20 protein-coding genes are annotated in these 15,773 nt (G+C 65.4%); 12 read left to right on the forward strand and 8 right to left on the reverse strand.

Translation table 11 applies throughout. From position 1 onward, the window contains the following. Positions 1-153 precede the first annotated feature (153 nt). The 5 genes from ACIGJD_RS02005 to ACIGJD_RS02025 all read left to right on the forward strand — a co-directional run bounded on the left by ACIGJD_RS02005 (position 154) and on the right by ACIGJD_RS02025 (position 2,606). Positions 154-648, forward strand: coding sequence for a DoxX family protein (locus ACIGJD_RS02005; RefSeq protein ID WP_483688073.1), 495 nt, complete (start codon positions 154-156; stop codon positions 646-648). Continuing rightward, positions 645-1,433 carry an AzlC family ABC transporter permease gene (locus ACIGJD_RS02010; protein ID WP_483688074.1) on the forward strand — a complete coding sequence of 263 codons (789 nt, stop codon included), beginning with the start codon at positions 645-647 and terminating at the stop codon, positions 1,431-1,433. Before ACIGJD_RS02005 ends, ACIGJD_RS02010 begins: the two co-directional genes overlap by 4 nt. Beyond that, positions 1,430-1,741, forward strand: a complete 312-nt coding sequence (locus tag ACIGJD_RS02015; RefSeq protein ID WP_483688075.1) for an AzlD domain-containing protein — start codon at positions 1,430-1,432, stop codon at positions 1,739-1,741. The genes ACIGJD_RS02010 and ACIGJD_RS02015 overlap by 4 nt, the downstream gene beginning before the upstream one ends. Before the next feature lie 104 nt (positions 1,742-1,845). Beyond that, positions 1,846-2,103, forward strand: a complete 258-nt coding sequence (locus ACIGJD_RS02020; RefSeq protein WP_483688076.1) for a hypothetical protein — start codon at positions 1,846-1,848, stop codon at positions 2,101-2,103. Between the two features lie 83 nt (positions 2,104-2,186). Beyond that, positions 2,187-2,606, forward strand: coding sequence for a hypothetical protein (locus ACIGJD_RS02025; RefSeq protein WP_483688077.1), 420 nt, complete (start codon positions 2,187-2,189; stop codon positions 2,604-2,606). 118 nt (positions 2,607-2,724) lie between these two features. Here the strand turns inward: ACIGJD_RS02025 and ACIGJD_RS02030 are convergent, their stop codons facing one another. Further along, complete coding sequence (locus ACIGJD_RS02030) at positions 2,725-2,952, reverse strand: hypothetical protein (protein ID WP_483688078.1); 228 nt, start codon at positions 2,950-2,952, stop codon at positions 2,725-2,727. 210 nt (positions 2,953-3,162) lie between these two features. After that, the gene (locus tag ACIGJD_RS02035) at positions 3,163-3,786 is read right to left on the reverse strand and encodes a TetR/AcrR family transcriptional regulator (protein WP_483688079.1); all 624 of its coding nucleotides are present in this window, start codon (positions 3,784-3,786) and stop codon (positions 3,163-3,165) included. 121 nt (positions 3,787-3,907) lie between these two features. On the opposite strand from ACIGJD_RS02035, the gene ACIGJD_RS02040 reads away from it, so the two are divergent. From ACIGJD_RS02040 to ACIGJD_RS02060, 5 genes are read left to right on the forward strand one after another with little or no spacing between them, the layout of a single operon-like run. Beyond that, positions 3,908-4,231, forward strand: a complete 324-nt coding sequence (locus tag ACIGJD_RS02040; RefSeq protein WP_214945464.1) for a thiamine-binding protein — start codon at positions 3,908-3,910, stop codon at positions 4,229-4,231. Positions 4,232-4,291: 60 nt separating this feature from the next. Then, positions 4,292-4,984, forward strand: coding sequence for an O-methyltransferase (locus tag ACIGJD_RS02045; protein WP_483688080.1), 693 nt, complete (start codon positions 4,292-4,294; stop codon positions 4,982-4,984). 52 nt (positions 4,985-5,036) lie between these two features. Then, the gene (locus tag ACIGJD_RS02050; RefSeq protein WP_483688081.1) at positions 5,037-6,125 is read left to right on the forward strand and encodes an acyl-CoA dehydrogenase family protein; all 1,089 of its coding nucleotides are present in this window, start codon (positions 5,037-5,039) and stop codon (positions 6,123-6,125) included. Continuing rightward, entirely contained in the window at positions 6,119-7,498 is a 1,380-nt protein-coding gene (locus ACIGJD_RS02055; RefSeq protein WP_483688082.1) for a PIG-L family deacetylase, read from the forward strand. Before ACIGJD_RS02050 ends, ACIGJD_RS02055 begins: the two co-directional genes overlap by 7 nt. Continuing rightward, positions 7,495-8,295 (forward strand): glycosyltransferase family 2 protein, encoded by an 801-nt coding sequence (locus tag ACIGJD_RS02060; RefSeq protein ID WP_483688083.1) that lies wholly within the window; start codon positions 7,495-7,497, stop codon positions 8,293-8,295. Before ACIGJD_RS02055 ends, ACIGJD_RS02060 begins: the two co-directional genes overlap by 4 nt. A gap of 105 nt (positions 8,296-8,400) precedes the next feature. Here the strand turns inward: ACIGJD_RS02060 and ACIGJD_RS02065 are convergent, their stop codons facing one another. From ACIGJD_RS02065 to ACIGJD_RS02085, 5 genes are all read right to left on the reverse strand, one after another. Continuing rightward, positions 8,401-8,658 carry a hypothetical protein gene (locus ACIGJD_RS02065; protein ID WP_483688084.1) on the reverse strand — a complete coding sequence of 86 codons (258 nt, stop codon included), beginning with the start codon at positions 8,656-8,658 and terminating at the stop codon, positions 8,401-8,403. A gap of 353 nt (positions 8,659-9,011) precedes the next feature. Further along, positions 9,012-10,229 carry a YihY/virulence factor BrkB family protein gene (locus tag ACIGJD_RS02070; RefSeq protein ID WP_483688085.1) on the reverse strand — a complete coding sequence of 406 codons (1,218 nt, stop codon included), beginning with the start codon at positions 10,227-10,229 and terminating at the stop codon, positions 9,012-9,014. Positions 10,230-10,335: 106 nt separating this feature from the next. Beyond that, positions 10,336-10,998, reverse strand: a complete 663-nt coding sequence (locus ACIGJD_RS02075; protein WP_483688086.1) for a DUF3618 domain-containing protein — start codon at positions 10,996-10,998, stop codon at positions 10,336-10,338. Continuing rightward, positions 10,995-11,426 (reverse strand): phage holin family protein, encoded by a 432-nt coding sequence (locus tag ACIGJD_RS02080; protein WP_286400676.1) that lies wholly within the window; start codon positions 11,424-11,426, stop codon positions 10,995-10,997. The genes ACIGJD_RS02075 and ACIGJD_RS02080 overlap by 4 nt, the downstream gene beginning before the upstream one ends. Then, positions 11,426-12,427, reverse strand: a complete 1,002-nt coding sequence (locus ACIGJD_RS02085; protein ID WP_483688087.1) for a hypothetical protein — start codon at positions 12,425-12,427, stop codon at positions 11,426-11,428. The genes ACIGJD_RS02080 and ACIGJD_RS02085 overlap by 1 nt, the downstream gene beginning before the upstream one ends. A gap of 186 nt (positions 12,428-12,613) precedes the next feature. Here ACIGJD_RS02085 and ACIGJD_RS02090 point away from each other — a divergent pair, with 186 nt between their 5' ends. Next, on the forward strand, positions 12,614-13,273 hold the full coding sequence (locus ACIGJD_RS02090; RefSeq protein WP_483688088.1) for a hypothetical protein: 660 nt from the start codon (positions 12,614-12,616) through the stop codon (positions 13,271-13,273). A gap of 57 nt (positions 13,274-13,330) precedes the next feature. Here ACIGJD_RS02090 and ACIGJD_RS02095 read toward each other — a convergent pair whose 3' ends face one another. Beyond that, the gene (locus tag ACIGJD_RS02095) at positions 13,331-14,371 is read right to left on the reverse strand and encodes an NAD-dependent epimerase/dehydratase family protein (protein WP_483688089.1); all 1,041 of its coding nucleotides are present in this window, start codon (positions 14,369-14,371) and stop codon (positions 13,331-13,333) included. Between the two features lie 148 nt (positions 14,372-14,519). Between ACIGJD_RS02095 and ACIGJD_RS02100 the strand changes: the two genes are divergently transcribed. Further along, positions 14,520-15,479 carry a sigma-70 family RNA polymerase sigma factor gene (locus ACIGJD_RS02100; RefSeq protein WP_483688090.1) on the forward strand — a complete coding sequence of 320 codons (960 nt, stop codon included), beginning with the start codon at positions 14,520-14,522 and terminating at the stop codon, positions 15,477-15,479. Positions 15,480-15,773: the final 294 nt, after the last annotated feature.

Consider the following 15,773-nt stretch of genomic DNA (forward strand, 5'->3'; position numbering starts at 1 on the left):
TTCTTCTGCCGTCACCGCCTTGCGGCAGCCGCCGGTTTCTGGCCGCCGCAGTTGCTGTGATTGAGTGGTCCCATGTATGTTCCCTGGCCCGGCCCCGCGTTTCGGAGCCTGTCCATTCAAGGCCCAGCCGTCCAGAACCTGTCCGCGGCTGCAATGGGAGCCCTCCTGCTGGCCAGCGCAAGCAAGCATTTCCGGGATCCGGGCTTTTACCGGGAGGTAGTTCCCGACTACCTGTGCCGCCAGGATGCCGCGCCAGGCATCACCCAGGGCAGCGGCGACCAAAGCAACGCGGACCGGAGCAGCGGAAACCAGGGTAACGGGGACCAGGGCGCCGCAGCGCAGCATCCTTTGGCCCTTTTGTCGCGGGACGAGTGGATCGCCGTGAGCGGCCTGCTGGAGCTGGCTGCCGCCGTCGGAATCCTGCTGCCGCCCACCCGAAGACTGACGGCCACCGCCCTCACCGCCATGTTCACCGCGTTCCTGGCCGGGCATGTGGACGCCCTCGTGCGGGCGTACGGGCCGGCAGGGACGTCCCGCCGTCGGAAGATCCACACCGTGCGGCTGCCGCTGCAGGCACCCCTCATCCTGTGGGCCTGGAGCCTGCGCAAACCGTCCCTGCCCATGAGCCGGCGCGGAGGCCGGGCGTGAAGCTGCTGGCCTCGCCGGCGGTCAGGGTAGGCCTCTCCATCAGCATCGCCACCGGCCTGTATGGGATCTCCTTCGGCGCGCTCGCGGTGACGTCAGGGCTCAACTTCTGGCAGGCAATGGCCTTGAGCCTGCTCCTCTTCAGCGGCGGATCACAGTTCGCCTTCATTGGCGTTGTGGCCGGCGGCGGATCGGGCATCGCGGCCATGAGCGCCGCGACCCTCCTGGGCATGCGCAATGGCATCTATGGCATGCAGCTGAACGCGCTGCTCCGGCCATCCGGATGGCGCAAGTACGTCGGAGCCCAGCTGACTATCGACGAATCCACGGCGACCAGTACCGGCCAGACGGACCCCGCGGAGCAGCGCCGTGGTTTCTGGACAGCCGGAATTGGCGTGTACGTGCTGTGGAACCTCTTCACGGCCGTGGGTGCGCTCGCCGGCAGCGGGTTGGGCGATCCCAAACAGTGGGGGCTCGATGGTGCTGCCGTCGCCGCCTTCCTTGCCTTGCTGTGGCCCCGGCTTAAGGGCCGGGAGCCCATCGCCATCGCAGCCGTTTGCGCCGTGGCCACCGTCGTGGCTGTTCCCTTCGTGCCGCCAGGCGTGCCCATCCTGGTGGCCGCCGTAGTGGCTGCACTTGTGGGGTGGTTCAGCCATGGCCGACGCGACGAAGGCCTGGAGCCCGACGTCGAGCCTTACACGCATCACGCCGGCCATCACCAGGACACTGCCGGAACCCGTCCGGGACTGCAATGCCGGGAAGGAACGGATCCGGAGGCAGGTACATGAGCCTGTGGATCTGGCTGCTGATTGCCTGCGCCCTGGCCTACGCCTGGAAAATCGTGGGGTACTTTGTGCCCGCCAAATTCCTCGAGGATCCGCGCACGTCACGCATCGCGGGCACCATGACCATCGGCCTGCTCGCTTCGCTGACCGTGGTGAACGCGGTGGTGTCAGGGCAGGGCCTTGCCGCCGATGCGAGGCTTGGCGCGCTTGGCGCGGCTGCAATCGCCCTGACGCTCCGGGCTCCTTTCCTGGTGGTGGTCATCGCGGGCGCCGGCACGGCGGCGCTGTTGAGGTTCCTGGGCTGGAGTTAGGCGGCGCACCGGTTAGTGATCCAGATCACTCCAACTGCAAGGTGCCGGTTGTACTATGAGATCGGCTTATGCAGTTGGCCATGGCATTCCTATGAACGGCGACCATGGAAAATCAGCTGCATCCTGCAGGGGGCTTAGCGGGCAAGCCCCGTCACAAAAATGCCCGACGGCGGGCAGGCCTGCCTGCCAAACGCTTCTTTAGGCGTTTTTCCAGGCTTTCGGACGTGCCGGAAGAGGACCTGGAGATGCTTTCCCAAAGGCTGCGCGAGGCGCTCGAAGTCGATCCGGCGTCGCCCGTACCGGCGCTGCAGGCCCTGGTGCATCAGGAAATCCGCAGGCGGGAAGAAGCCGGCAGCGCCTAGCGCCGGCATCTTCCGGGTGCCATGTGTGGTGCACTGGAAGAGAGGCAGCCCACACCCAGGCGGCCACCAAAGGAGGAATCGAGATGGACGAACAGTCACGGCCGGTTGAGCCGCAGGACGGCCAGGGCACCGAGGACACCGGCAGGATCGCCAGGGAAGAGCAGGGCACCGGGGTGCCGGCGGCAGAGCAGACAGGAAAGCAGCGGGCCGCCTACCTGGATCCCAGGGGTTCGGAGTCGACCCGGGAGTTGCGGGACACGGCAAGGAGGCGCCGTGATGCCGAAGAAAAACTCCAGCAGCACCTGATGGAAGCGAAGGACCACGTTCCCAACGAGTTCCATGAGCACCACCACGGGCATGAAGGACACGGGTACCCGGGCCGTGAGCACCCCGGTCATGAACAGCAGGGCCATGAACAGCATGGTGATGAGCAAGCTGCCACGCAAACGCATCACCAAGGCCCAGGCCAGCCCCAACACGACGGGACGGAAGGCAACGCGTAGGGAGTGACTCCCACTGCGGGTACGAAGTCAGTCCTTTCGCGCTGCCGGCGGGTGGTGCAGGACGCTCGTATTGCGGGACGGCGGACGGCACCGACGCGCCGCCTGCTGCGGCAGTCGGCTAAGCCACTCCATGGGCGGTGCCGTCCGGCGACACTGCCCGGCGGCGGCACGTTTCTTCCACGCCCATCTCATACCAAACCTGCGCGCCGAACTCTGGCTCAGGGGTGTCAAGGTTCTGGTACAGCGCGTCAAGCAGTTCGACGAGTTCCCCGGCTGTCAGCGCAGGCAGGACCTCCTCCGGCCCGCGGGGATCGGTGAGGTAGTGGAGAAGCTTTGAGTGATTCATTGCAGCGCAGCCGTCGAACGGCGGATAGGCACAAAGTGCATGGGTCGCTCCCGCTGGAAGTACCGAGGCTGGCTGCCTAACCCCAAGTGGAAGTCTATTGCACCTTCCCGGCGCTAACAACGAACCCGTTAACAAGGAACCCGGTGAACAGCGTGCTCGGTCTGCCAGGAACCCGTGAAAAGCGGGCCGGCCCTGCCCGGGCCCGGCCTGTTACAGGCTGGGCGCGGCAGCCGGAACCGGCACCAGCACGGGCAGCGGGCGTGTCGGACGGACGGTGCGGATGGCGTCCTCGACAAGCGCCAGCGGCCGGCGCCAGGCGTCCGAGCCGGGTTCCATGGTGTCCACCACCCCAATCAGCATGGCCAGCAGCCGGAACATGTCCGTCATGGAGATGTCCGTGCGAAGGCTTCCCTGGCCCTGTCCCCGAACCAGCAGCAAACCCATGGAGTCCATGAGCGATCCCGTGATTCCGGGGAGGAGTTCACGGCGCCCTGCCACAGCGCACAACAGGTTGGCGTCGTTACTTGCCGCCGCCATCAGGGCTTCGAGGACGCGCAGCAGCCCGGCTGCGGCATCGATATCGGCCAGCGCTCCGTCCATAACCGGGTCCACCGTGAGCCGGAGCTGCCGGTTGAGCGCCGCAAGCACCAGTTCCTCCTTGTCCGCGAAGTTGCGGAACAGGGTTGCCGGGCCCACGCCGGCGGTGGTGGCGATGGTCTGGAGCGGCACGTCCGGTCCGAACTCGCGGAAGCACTTTCGCGCCGCCGTGATGATCTTGTCCACGTTCCGCGCTGCGTCTGCGCGGAGGGGCTTTCGGGCGACTGCGAGGCTCATGCCCAAAAGGGTAGCAACGGAGCCTGCGGCCAACACGGTTACTCCAGGGTAGGCCCTTATGTGACGGAAAGCAGCCGGTTTTCCCGGCCGACTGCCCGCAGCCACGTGGGAGACTGGGGGCATGTTGCTTGCATTTTCTGTTGCTCCGTCAGGCGTTCCCAGCGAAGGCTCCCGGCCCAACGATGCGTCAGTGCACGACGCCGTCGCCGCCGCAGTGAAGATCGTCCGGGAGTCGGGGCTGCCCAACCATACGGATTCCATGTTCACCACCATCGAGGGCGAGTGGGACGAAGTGTTCGATGTCGTAAAACGCGCAACCGAGGCCGTGGGCCGCTACGGAAGCCGCGTATCACTGGTGATCAAGGCGGACATCAGGCCCGGATACAGCGGCGAGTTGACGGCGAAAGTGGACCGCCTGGAGAACGCCCTGGCGCAGGAGCCCTAAGCCTGTCCGGAGGGGCTAAAGTATCTGGACCGCCGCAACGCCGCGTGCCAGACTGTGCCCATGTTCGAGCACAAGCCCCGGCCGGAGTGGATTGCCACTGAGGAGTTCCTGTCCAGCGCCGTGGTGCATCCGGATGCGGCGGTCCAGCAAGCCATCCGCGCGGCTGCGGAAGCGGGAATGCCGCCCATCGAGGTGGCGCCGAACTCCGGAAAGTTCCTGAAACTTTTGGTCCAGCTGTCCGGGGCGCACAGGATCCTGGAGATCGGGACGCTGGCCGGCTACAGCACCATCTGGATGGGACGGGGACTTCCACGCAGCGGCACCTTGGTCACCTGCGAATACCTCCCGCAGCATGCGGAGGTGGCGTGGGCGAACATCGATGCCGCTGGCCTGGGTGAAAGGGTGGAGATCCGGCTGGGCCCTGCTCTGGATACGCTCGCTGCCCTCGAGGAAGAGGAGCGGGAGCCGTTCGACTTCATTTTCATTGACGCGGACAAGCAGAACAACAGCCGCTACCTTGACTGGGCGGTGCGGCTCGGCAGGCCGGGTGCCGTGGTGGTCCTGGACAACACCATCTGGGAAGGGGCTGTCCTGGACCCGGACATCGATCCCGTCAATGCCCCGGGCATCATCGACGCGCTCAAGCTGCTCGGGGACCATCCACGGTTGGACGCCACTGTCATTCAGACCGTCGGCTCCAAGGGCTGGGATGGCTTCGCGCTGGCCCGCATTCTTCCGGAAAACAGTAAGTAAGCTGTGGAGATGCGACCGGTGCCCTGCCGGCCATCTTCGATGGAGGACCTTCTTGCAAGCGGCATCCAATCCCGTGCTCCTCAGCTCTACCCCCACCGACCTGTCCCCCTGGCTTCCCGCCGTCGATTCAATCTCCGCTGCCATCGGTGACATCCCTGCCCTGCTGTCGCTGGCTGTTGAGGCCGGACGGACGTGGCCGCAACCCGGAGGAGGCCGGACTGCGGTGCTGTGGGAGCTCCTGGCTTCCGTGGCCGCCATCGACGTGGCAGCGGCCCGCGTCCTGGAGCCGCACCTCGATGCCGTTGCCATTCTCGCCCAGTCCGCCCAGGCGTCTCCGGACATACACCCCAAACCGAAGGGCGCCGGAGACGGAGCCTGGGGTGTATTCGCAGCGGAAGCCCCCGGCACCAGACTTGTTGCGAGCTCCGCCGGCACCGGGACGGTCATAAGCGGGACCAAGCCGTGGTGTTCCCTTGCCGGGAGCTTGGACTCCGCTGTTATCACCGCCCACACGGACGACGGCGGCCGCGCGGCTTTCGCGGTAAGCCTTCGCCACCCGGGAGTGACATGTGGGCAGCCGGAGTGGATTGCGCGCGGGCTGCGGGAAATACCCAGCGGAAGCGTTCACTTCGAACACGTTCCGGCCGTCCCTCTTGGCGGAACAGGCTGGTACCACAGCAGGCCAGGCTTCGCCTGGGGCGGTATGGGTGTGGCTGCATGCTGGCTGGGTGGCGCGGTGGGCGTGGCTCGGGATTTCCGCGCCGGCCTGCTTGCGGGAGCGGAGGGAGGACGGGAACCTGACCAAGTGGCGCTCGCCGCACTTGGTGAGGTGGACCGTACGCTTACGGCCGCCCTGCAGTATCTTGCCCGGACTGCTGCACGGCTGGACGATGGCCTTCTCGGCGGCGCGGGCGGCCCCAGTACCTGGAGCGAGGCCCAGCGGGTCCGCGGAACTGTTGCTGCCGCCGTCGAACGCGTCCTTACCCTGGTGGGCTCCAACCGCGGTCCAGGCCCGCTCGCCTTCGACGAACCGTACGCCAAGAGAATGGCAGACCTGGCACTTTACGTGCGCCAGCATCACGGCGCACGCGATGATGCCCAGCTGGGTCGCCTCGCGCTCAAGGGAGACTGCCCGTGGTGACCTTTTCGCATACAGACTCTGGAACCAGCGAGGCCGCCTGGGCGGCCGGCGGACTGTCCACAATGCCGGAGCTGCCGCTTGATCCGGCCGAACTGGCCAACATGCGCTTTGTGGTGCTCGCGGCACATCCCGACGACGAAACACTCGGCGCCGGCGGCCTCATGGCCTCGTTGGTGGCTCTGGGGGCCAAGGTGGAAGTCCTGCTCTGCACTGCGGGGGAGGGGTCGCACCCGGAATCAGCCACCACCACTCCCGAACAGCTGGCGCAGGTCCGCCTGGCCGAGTTTTCCGAAGCCCTCACAGTCTTCGGGTTGAAGGACCACTGGACCTTCCTCGGCCTGCCGGACCGCGGGCTTGCCGGGCACGCGGAGGCGATCGCCCGCGCTGTCCGCGGTGCTGCACACCGACTGCCCGGTAATGCCGACACGCTGGCCCTCGTGGCGCCATACCGCGCAGACGGACACGGCGACCATGATGCGCTCGGCGCGGTGGCGGCAAAGGTTGCCCGGGAGGACGGCCACGCACTGCTGGAATACCCCATCTGGTTCTGGCATTGGGCATCCACCCAGAACCGGGACTGGCGGGACTGGGGCCGGTTCCATCTAGACCAACCTTCCCGCCGGGCCAAACAGCGGGCCATGGCCCAGCACGCAACACAGGTGCAGCCCCTGTCACCGCTGCCCGGGGACGAAACACTGCTCAGCAGCGAATTCCTGGAGCACTTCTCACGCAGCTTCGAGGTGTTTGCCTGGACGCCCGCGCCATCTAGCTCCGAAGAGGTGTACTCCAGCAGCGATGCCGAGGCGGTCTTTGACGGAGTCCACGACGGCTCGGCAGATCCGTGGAACTACACCAGGAGCTGGTATGAACGCCGCAAACGGGCGCTGACCCTTGCTGCACTTCCAGCTCCTTCCTACGAAAAAGGCCTGGAAGTGGGATGTTCCATCGGAACCCTGACGGCCGAGCTTGCAGCCCGCTGCCGCAGCCTGCTGGCTGTGGACGCCAGCGGGTCTGCGTTGCGGCACGCCGGGCAGTTGCTGGAGGGCTTGCCCGGCGTCCAACTGGAGCAGCGGGTGCTCCCCGGCGACTGGCCGGAGGGGAACTATGACCTGGTGGTGGTTTCCGAGGTCGGCTATTACTTGGCGGCTGAAGAGCTAACCACGCTGTGGGACCGGGTGGAGGCTTCCCTGCAACCTAAGGGAACCCTGCTCCTGTGCCACTGGCGGCACCCCATCAACGGGTGGGAGCTCGACGGCGACACAGTCCACGCGCTGGCCCGGCAGCGGCTGGGCTGGCGAACGGCAGGGCTTTACCAGGAACGCGATTTTGTGCTGGAAGTCTTTGTGGCTCCCGGGCAGGGGGTGTCGACGTGACGCTGCCGGCCGCACAGGGGGACGAAGCGGAATCCAAGGGCCTCGATCCACGCAGCATCCAGCATGTGGCAGTGGTAATTCCAGTACACAACGAGGAGCAACACCTCACGCACGCACTTGCCGCCGTGGGCAGCGCCGCAGACCTGCTCGAGTCGGAACGTCCAGGTGTGGAGGTGCAGGTGGTGGTTGTCCTGGACAGCTGCACTGACGCGTCACCGTCAATAGCCGCGGCAACAGCTGAAGTGGACCCCCGGTTCCACATCCTGCCCGTCAGCTTTGGAAGTGTCGGAAAGAGCCGGCGGGCCGGCGTCAATGCAGCGCTGGAAAACGTGAGGACGCGTCCACATGATGACGGTGCCGCTGCCGACGACCCGATGCAGTGGGTTTGGGTGGCGAATACCGACGCCGATTCGTCGGTCCCCGGGCACTGGCTGGTCCGGCAGCTGGAACTGGCTGCGTCAGGACGCGACGGTGTCCTTGGCACCGTGCACCCGGATCCGCACGGTATGCACCACGAACTCGTGGCCCGATGGCACGCCCGCCATGCCTCCACCGAGGACCATCCGCACGTGTATGGCGCCAATCTGGGCGTCCGTGCCTCGTCCTACCTTGCCGCGGGCGGTTTCCCCGGCGTTGATTTTGATGAGGACCGCGCGCTGGTGGACCGGCTTCGTGCCGGCGGTGCCGACATTATTGCCACAGACACAACACGCATCCTCACATCGGGGAGAACCGCAGGACGCGCGCCGAAGGGTTTCGCGGCCTACCTCCTGGCGCTGGCACAGCCTTGCCCGTGACAGCAGGAAGCACGGCTTGATGGCATGCAAAAGGGCTGTTGCCTTTTGGCAACAGCCCTCTTGTGGTCAAGGAGTCAATCTTTTGGAAGACCCATCATCTCCGCATTACACCAAATCTGGAGCGCTGGAAACGATGTAGTCAGCCGCAGCTGGTCCCGTCATGGACAGGTTATTGCTGTCCGGATTGATTCCGGCTTCCTGCATGGCCTCCCAAAGGGCGGCTGGCTGCTGGAGTTCAGCCTTCTGCAGAAGGCACCAACTCGTATAGAGGCCGTATAGCTCGTCGCGTCCCAAGCCCAGGCCAGGCTCCTTGTCAGGGACAACGGCTTCGGCAAGAAACTGTTCAAAATGGGTAGCAGGCATGTCCGCTCATTAAAAGGTTGACCTTGGTGCCGCCGGCTGCTTCAGCGGACCTGCCGGTCTCCAAAGGATCCCGGCGAGGTATTCAAGAAAGTATTGCAGTTCAGTGCAATTTGTCCAGTCGGTTCCGTCCAGCTGCGGCCCCGCCCCAAGGGAGACTGAGGGGGCCGACGGCGACTGGGGGGACTGGCCTCGGTCTCAGAAGAGGCCATCTCACCGCCGACCCCGCTATGCCCCGGGTTCGGTGCAAACCCGGGAAAACTCGACAGGACCTTCAAGATGAATTTTCCTCCATCCTGAAGGTCCTGCCTAGTCCCCTTGCCGGCCCCTTTCCGTGGGGCCCTGCACCCGCTCTCCTAGGCGCTCCCGCCCCGCGGACCGCCGTCGGACTCTGCGCTGCCGGCACGATGCTGTACCTTCTCACGGATCCTGTCCCGGTGGCTTTCCCCGGGGCGTGGGTCATTCTGGCCGTCCCGGTCCCCATCGGAACCGTGCCGTCCATCCTCGCCGTTCTCCGAGCTGTGCTTCTCCCGGAGTTCGCGGCCGTACTTTACGTCGTCCTCGAGCTGTTTCTGCAGCTTCTCGCTCTTCTTGGTGTCCCTAGGCGGCAGCTGGATGGTTTCCTCTGCCTTGATGCCGGCCTGGAGCTCACGGGCGCGCTCCACCTCGGCATCGAACTCGGCGCCGAAAAGAAGCGACATGTTCAGGATCCAGAGCCACAGCAGCATGATGATCACACTGCCCAGGGCGCCGTAGGTCTTGTTGTAGTTGCCGAAGTTGCCCACATAGAAGCCGAAGCCCAGCGAAGCGATCAGGAACACCACCAGCGCGATGGCGGAACCCATGCTCATCCAGCGGAACTTGGGCTGCTTGACGTTGGGGGTGGCGTAGTAGAGCACGGCGATGATGGCGATGATCAGGATGATCATGACTGGCCATTTGGCGATGTTCCAGACCATGAGGAAAGCACCGCTCAGGCCAATCAGTCCGCCCACTGCCTCGGAAACCGGGCCGCTGAGGACCAGCATGCCGGCCAGAAGCGCCACGATGACCACGGCAAGGAGGGTGATGGCGAGCAAGGTGCTCCGCAGCTTCACGAAGCCACGGCCCTCGTCCACTTCATAGATACGGTTCATGGCCCGGCCAAACCCGCCCACATAGCCGGATGCGGACCACAGTGCAGTTACGAGGCCGATGACCAGTGTGAATCCTGCCGCCGGCGCACTGGTCAGTTCCGATACCGGGCCGCTGATGGTGTTCACGGTTTCCGCCGGAGCAAAGCCGCGCACAATTTCGAGCAGCGCATTGGTGGTCTTTTGCGGGTCGCCAAAGAGTCCAAGCACCGAAACCAAAGCCAGCAGGGCCGGGAACAGTGAGAGGACTGCGTAGTACGTCAGGCCTGCCGCCAGGTCGGGGCACTGGTCCTTGGTGAACTCGCGGAGGGTTTTCTTGGCGATGTATTTCCAGGACGTGCCATCCAAATCCCGCACGCTGTTGGGTTTTCGTGGATCGTCTGGGGCCGGGGCCTGTCCCGCCTTTGCGGTACTGGTTTCGGAATCGTCGTGAGTGGCCATGGGGCGTCCTCTCAATCAGGGGGCGAAGCCAACAGGCCGGCCCGCGGGAAGCGGTGCCGGCCTGCTGGACAGGGCTGTTGCCTTTGCGGTGCCGTGACCGGCCGGGTTAGGTGTTTTGGACGTTGTCTTTGGCGTCGGTGGCGCGGTCTTTGACGTCGGTGGCGGCTTGTTGGCCTTCGGTTTTGACGTTTTGGGCGGCGTCGGTGGCGGTGGCTTTGACGTTTTCCATGGCTTCCTGGGCGGGTTCCTTCAGGTCCTGGGCGACGGTTTTGGCGGCGTCGGTGACCTGGGTTGCCAGGGGTTGGGCTGCGGTTTTGAGTTGGTCCGCGGCTTCGCGTTCTTTTTGGCTTGCCGGGATCAGGGAGGAGACCAGCAGCCCGGCGCCGAAGGCGATGAGTCCTGCGGCGAGGGGGTTGCCTGCGGTTTTGGCTTTGACCTGGTCCGGGGCGGCGGAGACGGTGTGGCCGGCGTCGGAGAGTTTGGCCGAGACGGTGTCTCCTGCCTGGTGGAGGCTGTCCCCGGCGGTGTGCATGGCGTTGGTGGTGTGCCCGGCGCCGGTGGAGGTGGTGTCGTGGACTTTGGTGGTGGCGGTGTCTGCGGCTCCCATGATTTTCTCCTTCACCCCGGTCACGGCATCGCGGACTTTGTCGGTTTGGCGGTGGACGATGTTGGACGGGGTGACTTTGTCGGCGACGGCGTCCACGTTGGTGCCCAGGCGTGCCCGGGTGGCTTCGATGTCTGCTCGGATGACGTCAGGGTTTTCGCTCATCGGTTTACCTCACCTGGTTTTAGGGTTGGGGGAATTTCTGAGAGGGTTTCCCCTGTCTGGGGCAGGCCCTTGATCTGCTTGAGTTCCTTGCGGCCTACCGAGGCCAGGACCGCGGCGATGATCGCCCAGATCACGGCGACGATCAGCGCGGCCCAGCCCAGGGCCATGACGGCGCCCAGGGCCCACATCAGGGCCAGGGAGAGGAAGAGCAGGACGAAGTGTCCGCCCACGCCGGCGCCGGCGAGCATGCCCGCGCCCTTGCCTGCCCGGGAGGTGGACTGTTTGAGTTCGGCCTTGGCCAGCTCCACTTCCTGGCGCATCAGGGTGGACAGGTCCCGGGTCACATCACCAAACAGTTCGCCCAGGGACGCGTTGTCCGCTTTCACATGCGCCGCACTGGGTGGCGGCTCAGGAATCTGGCTACTCATCACAGACCACCCGTCTGGCCACCCCGGGTGCGGTCCTGGGTGAGGGGATCGTTCGCCATGGGATCGTCAGCAAGGGCACGGTCACGCAGCGGGTCGTCGGACAGCTGGTTTCCGGACCAAGGTTCCTCCACCAGCTGCGGGCTGTCGAGCCCGCTGGCCGGACCGGCAGTCTCGGCGTAGTTGCTGCCCGGGGCGCCGCTGTCGTAACCGGCCGTGGTGGTGGCCGGGCCGGGGAGCTGGACGGGCGGTGGCGGAACGGTTCCACCGGCAACGGGATAGGACTGGTTGTACTGGTCGCCGTACGCGGTGCCGGAGTACTGGCCGGACAAGCCTGCGGCGCCGGTGCCGGTAGAGGTGGTGGCTTCCGGGGCGCCTGCGGTGAGGCCGCGGGTGAGGCGGCCGGCCAGGACGCCGGCGCCTGCGGCGAGGAGCAGGAAGGTGCCGGGGCGGTTGCGGGCGAAGCGCGTGACCTCGTTCAGGAGGTCACCGGGCTCGCGGTTCTCCAGCCAGGACGCCACCGTGGAGGTGCGCTCTGCCGCCTGCCGGACCAGATCGCTGGCCACGCCCTGCTGGTCCGGTGCACTGGCCATGCTGTGGAGCTGGCTGGAAATGTTGCGCATTCCTTCGGCAGCCTTCTGCTGCTGCGTGCCCGCCTGGCTGGTCAGCCCCGACTTGGCCTGGTGCAGCAAATCCTGCGCGTTTGCCTTCGCCTCCTGCGCAACGTTCGCAGCCTCACCCTTGGCAGTCTCCGCCACTCCCTGCGCCGATCCCTTGGCGGTCCGGGCTACATCGGCTGCTTCTTCCTTGGCTGCATCCTTGCGGGATGAACCGGAGGCGTCACCGGCCTGGGCATCAAAGTTTGGGGCGTAGCCGGCCTGGCTCTCGCCGGTGAGGGGAGCGGCGGTGGATGGGAAGGTGGCGGGCTCCCGCTCGCCAGGGATTCCTGTGCTGGCCGGAGGGGCCGTGTAAGCGGGATCCTCGGACCATTGGTTCTCTGTCATCTTCGCTCTCTTTCCAAGAAGGCCGGTAGTTGAATCAAGAACCAGCAATACTGGCCGTAAAATGATAAGCATGATTACTAATAAAAGGTAAGTACCCTTGCTAAGAGAGTTATAACCGTTCCAAAAATGTCAGCCGGAATGGCGAGGGCCTGCCCGGTCACAACGAAGTGGAAAGTGGTGGGAAAAATGGACACAGCTCCATGGGTATGGGTGATAGTTGCCGTTGTTGTGGTGGTGCTCATCGTGGTGCTGCTTCTGGCCGGAGGAAGGCGCCGGAAAGCAATGCAGGAGAAGCGGGACCAGGAGCACCGGGAAAAGGCTGCGGAGATCCGGCGCGAAGCCGAGAACATGGAAATCGACGCCCGCGAACGGGAGGCCAAAGCCATCCGGGCGCGTGCTGACGCCGAACAGGCGAAGGTTGATGCAGCGCGGTTGCAAAAAGAGGCTGAACAGCGCAGCCACGAAGCCCAGTCCCTGCGTGGTGACGTTGCCAGCCATACCCGCAAGGCAGATGAGATCGACCCGGACGCCGGAGCGGGCCGCAGCCGCCATGACACTCCCGCCGGCCGCGATGCGGGGTACGTGGACGGTGGGCATGCCAATGCCGGATACCAGGATGCCGGCCACGTGAATGCCGACGAAAGGAATGCGGACCAAACGGCCGCCGGGTATTCGAACATTGGACATTCCGACGTCGAACCTGGCCTCGGCGCGCACCGGGAGGCGGCAGCTGAGGGTGCGAACCGGGAAATTCCCGGGGACGAATCCGGGCGCAGGCGCCAGCCTGGCCCCGGGGATGCCGCCACCGGGCAGGGTGCGCGGGGCGAGGGAAATCCGCGCATCTAGGGTTCCGGATTTTTTCCCCGCGGCGGAAATCAACCGCGGGCTGGCTGCCGCAGAGGGCTAGGGCTTGCGCGGTTTGAGGACGGGGGAAGGGGCTGTTCCTTCCCCCGTTCCCATGCCCCCGAGGAGTTCCTTGACGGCGTCAATGGAGGATACCTTTGGTTCCCACCCCAGGATGCGCCGGGCCCGGCTGGTGTCCATGATGGGCGCACCGGCGGCCATCTCCACCCAGCCGGAATCGGTGGGCTGGATCCTTGCCCGCCATGTCAGGTCGACTATGGCGTGGAGCAGCCGCATGGGGACGGGCAGTATCCGCTTCGCGCCGAGGATGCGGGCCAGTTCCTGGGGGTTCAGGACGGGCTCTGCGGCAATGTTAAAGGCGCCGCTTGCCCGCTGATCCACCGCGCGCCAGTAGGCCTCCGCAACGTCGTCCGCATGGACTGCCTGGAATACCAGGTTGTCCGGAGCCAGCAGAAGCGGAAGCCATGGTTTCCTCGGGATGAGCCGCGGAAAGACGTGCCCCAGGAAGTATCTGCCAATCTCACTTCCCGCCCGGCCCTGGAAGATGAGTCCCGGCCTGAGCCTTGCCACCGAAATGTCCGGATGGGCGGCAGCGAACTCATCCAGCAGTTTTTCCTGCTCGGCTTTGTGCCGGCTGTAGTGCGAGCCGGGCATTCCGGTTGCCGGCCAGGACTCGTCCCTGCGCAGCTCCTTGCCAGCCTTGCTGTAGGCGCCCACGGAGGACGCGCAGACAACCTGTTTTACGCCCGCCCTGGCAGCAGCTTCCAGCAGGTTCTTCGTGCCGGTGACATTGGTCCTGTGCAGGAGGTCCAGATTGTGGTTCGGCTGGATTTGCCACGCCAGGTGGACCACAGCCTCGACGCCCAGGAGGGCGTTCTCCAACTTCGGCCTGTCCTGCTCCAGGCCCACGTCCAGGGTGTGCCACTGCACGCCAACGTAGGGCTCCTGCGAAGTGTCGGGCAGCCTGCGGCTGATGCCCACCAGCTGCAGGCTGCCGGGCTTCCGCGCAAGCTGGCCCTGCAGCTTGCGCAGCAGCGCTGTACCGGCGTTTCCGCTGGCTCCGGTGATGGCGATGCGCATGGCAAAAACTCCTTGGCGGGTTGGTCCGGTCGCCGCTTACACCCCGAGCCTACAGCGGAGAAGGATTGTTTTATAAGCAACCTTATGATTTGCTGCTTCTAAGTCTTGCCGCAGGCTTTCGGAACCAGACCGAGGGAAACCAACACTCATGCCCGAATCCTTTGCCGCATTTGCCGTGGATGCTGCGCCTGTCCACCATCAACAGCCGGAACCGGCACCACAACAGAGTCCCCCCGCCACCTCAGGACGGCTGCGGGAGACGTTCGAAAACGACCTGGTCCTCCGCTACCTGGACCTCGCCGAAGCCCTTGCTGCGCGGTTTGAGGCCCGGGGGAGGGAACGCGCTGACCTGAACCAAGTGGCTTACCTGGGCCTGGTGAAAGCGGCACGCGGATTCGACCAGGCGAAGGGTGAAAGCTTTCCCGCTTATGCCGCCCCCACCATCACCGGGGAACTCAAGAGGTACCTCCGCGACCGCACGTGGGTTGTCCGCCCGCCGCGCCACATCCAGGACCTGAGGACCCGTCTGTTCCGGGCGGAGCCTGAGCTCACCCAGTCATTGGGCCGGAGCCCCAGCGTTGCTGAGCTGGCCGGGGAACTGGGAACTGATCCGGCTGATGTTCAGGAAGCCATTTCGGCATCGAGCAGCATGCACCCGGACTCCCTCGACGCGGTAAACCCGAACTCCGACGCACCCTCCATCGGCGAAGTGCTGGCATGCCCGGAAACCCCACTCGAGCGGCTTGAGGAACTCGCCTGCCTCCGCGATGCCATGCAGGACCTGGACGACTCGGACCGCGAGCTTTTGTACCGCCGTTACTTCTGCGAGGAAACACAGGTGCAGCTGGGGAAGCGGTTGGGGATGTCCCAGATGCAGGTATCCCGCCGCCTGGCCAAGGTGCTGGTGGAACTGCAGCGGCGCCTGGAATCAAGCGCCCAGTTCTCCCGGCCGGAGGACGCGGCCGGCATAGGAACCTCGACCCATGCCGGGCGGGCTGACCGTATGGGCAGCCCGGTTGCGCCGTTCCGCCAGACCAGGAGCGCCGGGCACCAGGGCATGGTCCGCACAGGAGCCGGCCGCCGGCTTGGTGGCACACGGACCAGGTAGCAGCGGCCCTCGAACCAGCAGTCCCCGCAGCAATAGTCCGTCTAGGACGCCCCCGGCAGTTCCCGCGGCAGCGCAGTCTTTGTCAAGGTCCCGGTTTTTGGCGACTGGGCAGCTGATAACGACGGCGGCAGGCGGCTTCACAGGCGTCGTTTCGGGCCTGCGCGGAGAGGCTGAAAAGAGCCCTGGAAGGAGCAGCTGCGGCAACCTGATGCCTATCTTGCCTGTTCAAACCCGTGTAAGAGCCAGCTTCTACGGCCGAAAAAGCCTGGGGCGCTGTTTAGGAGCAGCAGCAGG

Source organism: Arthrobacter sp. E1SS-5 (assembly GCF_057073715.1).

Coding starts and splice junctions, on each gene's coding strand:
- ACIGJD_RS02090 (WP_483688088.1), top strand. CDS start 12,614: ATGGACACAGCTCCATGGGTATGGGTGATAGTTGCCGTTGTTGTGGTG.
- ACIGJD_RS02085 (WP_483688087.1), bottom strand. CDS start 12,427: ATGACAGAGAACCAATGGTCCGAGGATCCCGCTTACACGGCCCCTCCG.
- ACIGJD_RS02075 (WP_483688086.1), bottom strand. CDS start 10,998: ATGAGCGAAAACCCTGACGTCATCCGAGCAGACATCGAAGCCACCCGG.
- ACIGJD_RS02015 (WP_483688075.1), top strand. CDS start 1,430: ATGAGCCTGTGGATCTGGCTGCTGATTGCCTGCGCCCTGGCCTACGCC.
- ACIGJD_RS02030 (WP_483688078.1), bottom strand. CDS start 2,952: ATGAATCACTCAAAGCTTCTCCACTACCTCACCGATCCCCGCGGGCCG.
- ACIGJD_RS02100 (WP_483688090.1), top strand. CDS start 14,520: ATGCCCGAATCCTTTGCCGCATTTGCCGTGGATGCTGCGCCTGTCCAC.
- ACIGJD_RS02020 (WP_483688076.1), top strand. CDS start 1,846: ATGGAAAATCAGCTGCATCCTGCAGGGGGCTTAGCGGGCAAGCCCCGT.
- ACIGJD_RS02045 (WP_483688080.1), top strand. CDS start 4,292: ATGTTCGAGCACAAGCCCCGGCCGGAGTGGATTGCCACTGAGGAGTTC.
- ACIGJD_RS02005 (WP_483688073.1), top strand. CDS start 154: ATGGGAGCCCTCCTGCTGGCCAGCGCAAGCAAGCATTTCCGGGATCCG.
- ACIGJD_RS02080 (WP_286400676.1), bottom strand. CDS start 11,426: ATGAGTAGCCAGATTCCTGAGCCGCCACCCAGTGCGGCGCATGTGAAA.
- ACIGJD_RS02065 (WP_483688084.1), bottom strand. CDS start 8,658: ATGCCTGCTACCCATTTTGAACAGTTTCTTGCCGAAGCCGTTGTCCCT.
- ACIGJD_RS02025 (WP_483688077.1), top strand. CDS start 2,187: ATGGACGAACAGTCACGGCCGGTTGAGCCGCAGGACGGCCAGGGCACC.
- ACIGJD_RS02070 (WP_483688085.1), bottom strand. CDS start 10,229: ATGGCCACTCACGACGATTCCGAAACCAGTACCGCAAAGGCGGGACAG.
- ACIGJD_RS02040 (WP_214945464.1), top strand. CDS start 3,908: ATGTTGCTTGCATTTTCTGTTGCTCCGTCAGGCGTTCCCAGCGAAGGC.
- ACIGJD_RS02035 (WP_483688079.1), bottom strand. CDS start 3,786: ATGAGCCTCGCAGTCGCCCGAAAGCCCCTCCGCGCAGACGCAGCGCGG.
- ACIGJD_RS02095 (WP_483688089.1), bottom strand. CDS start 14,371: ATGCGCATCGCCATCACCGGAGCCAGCGGAAACGCCGGTACAGCGCTG.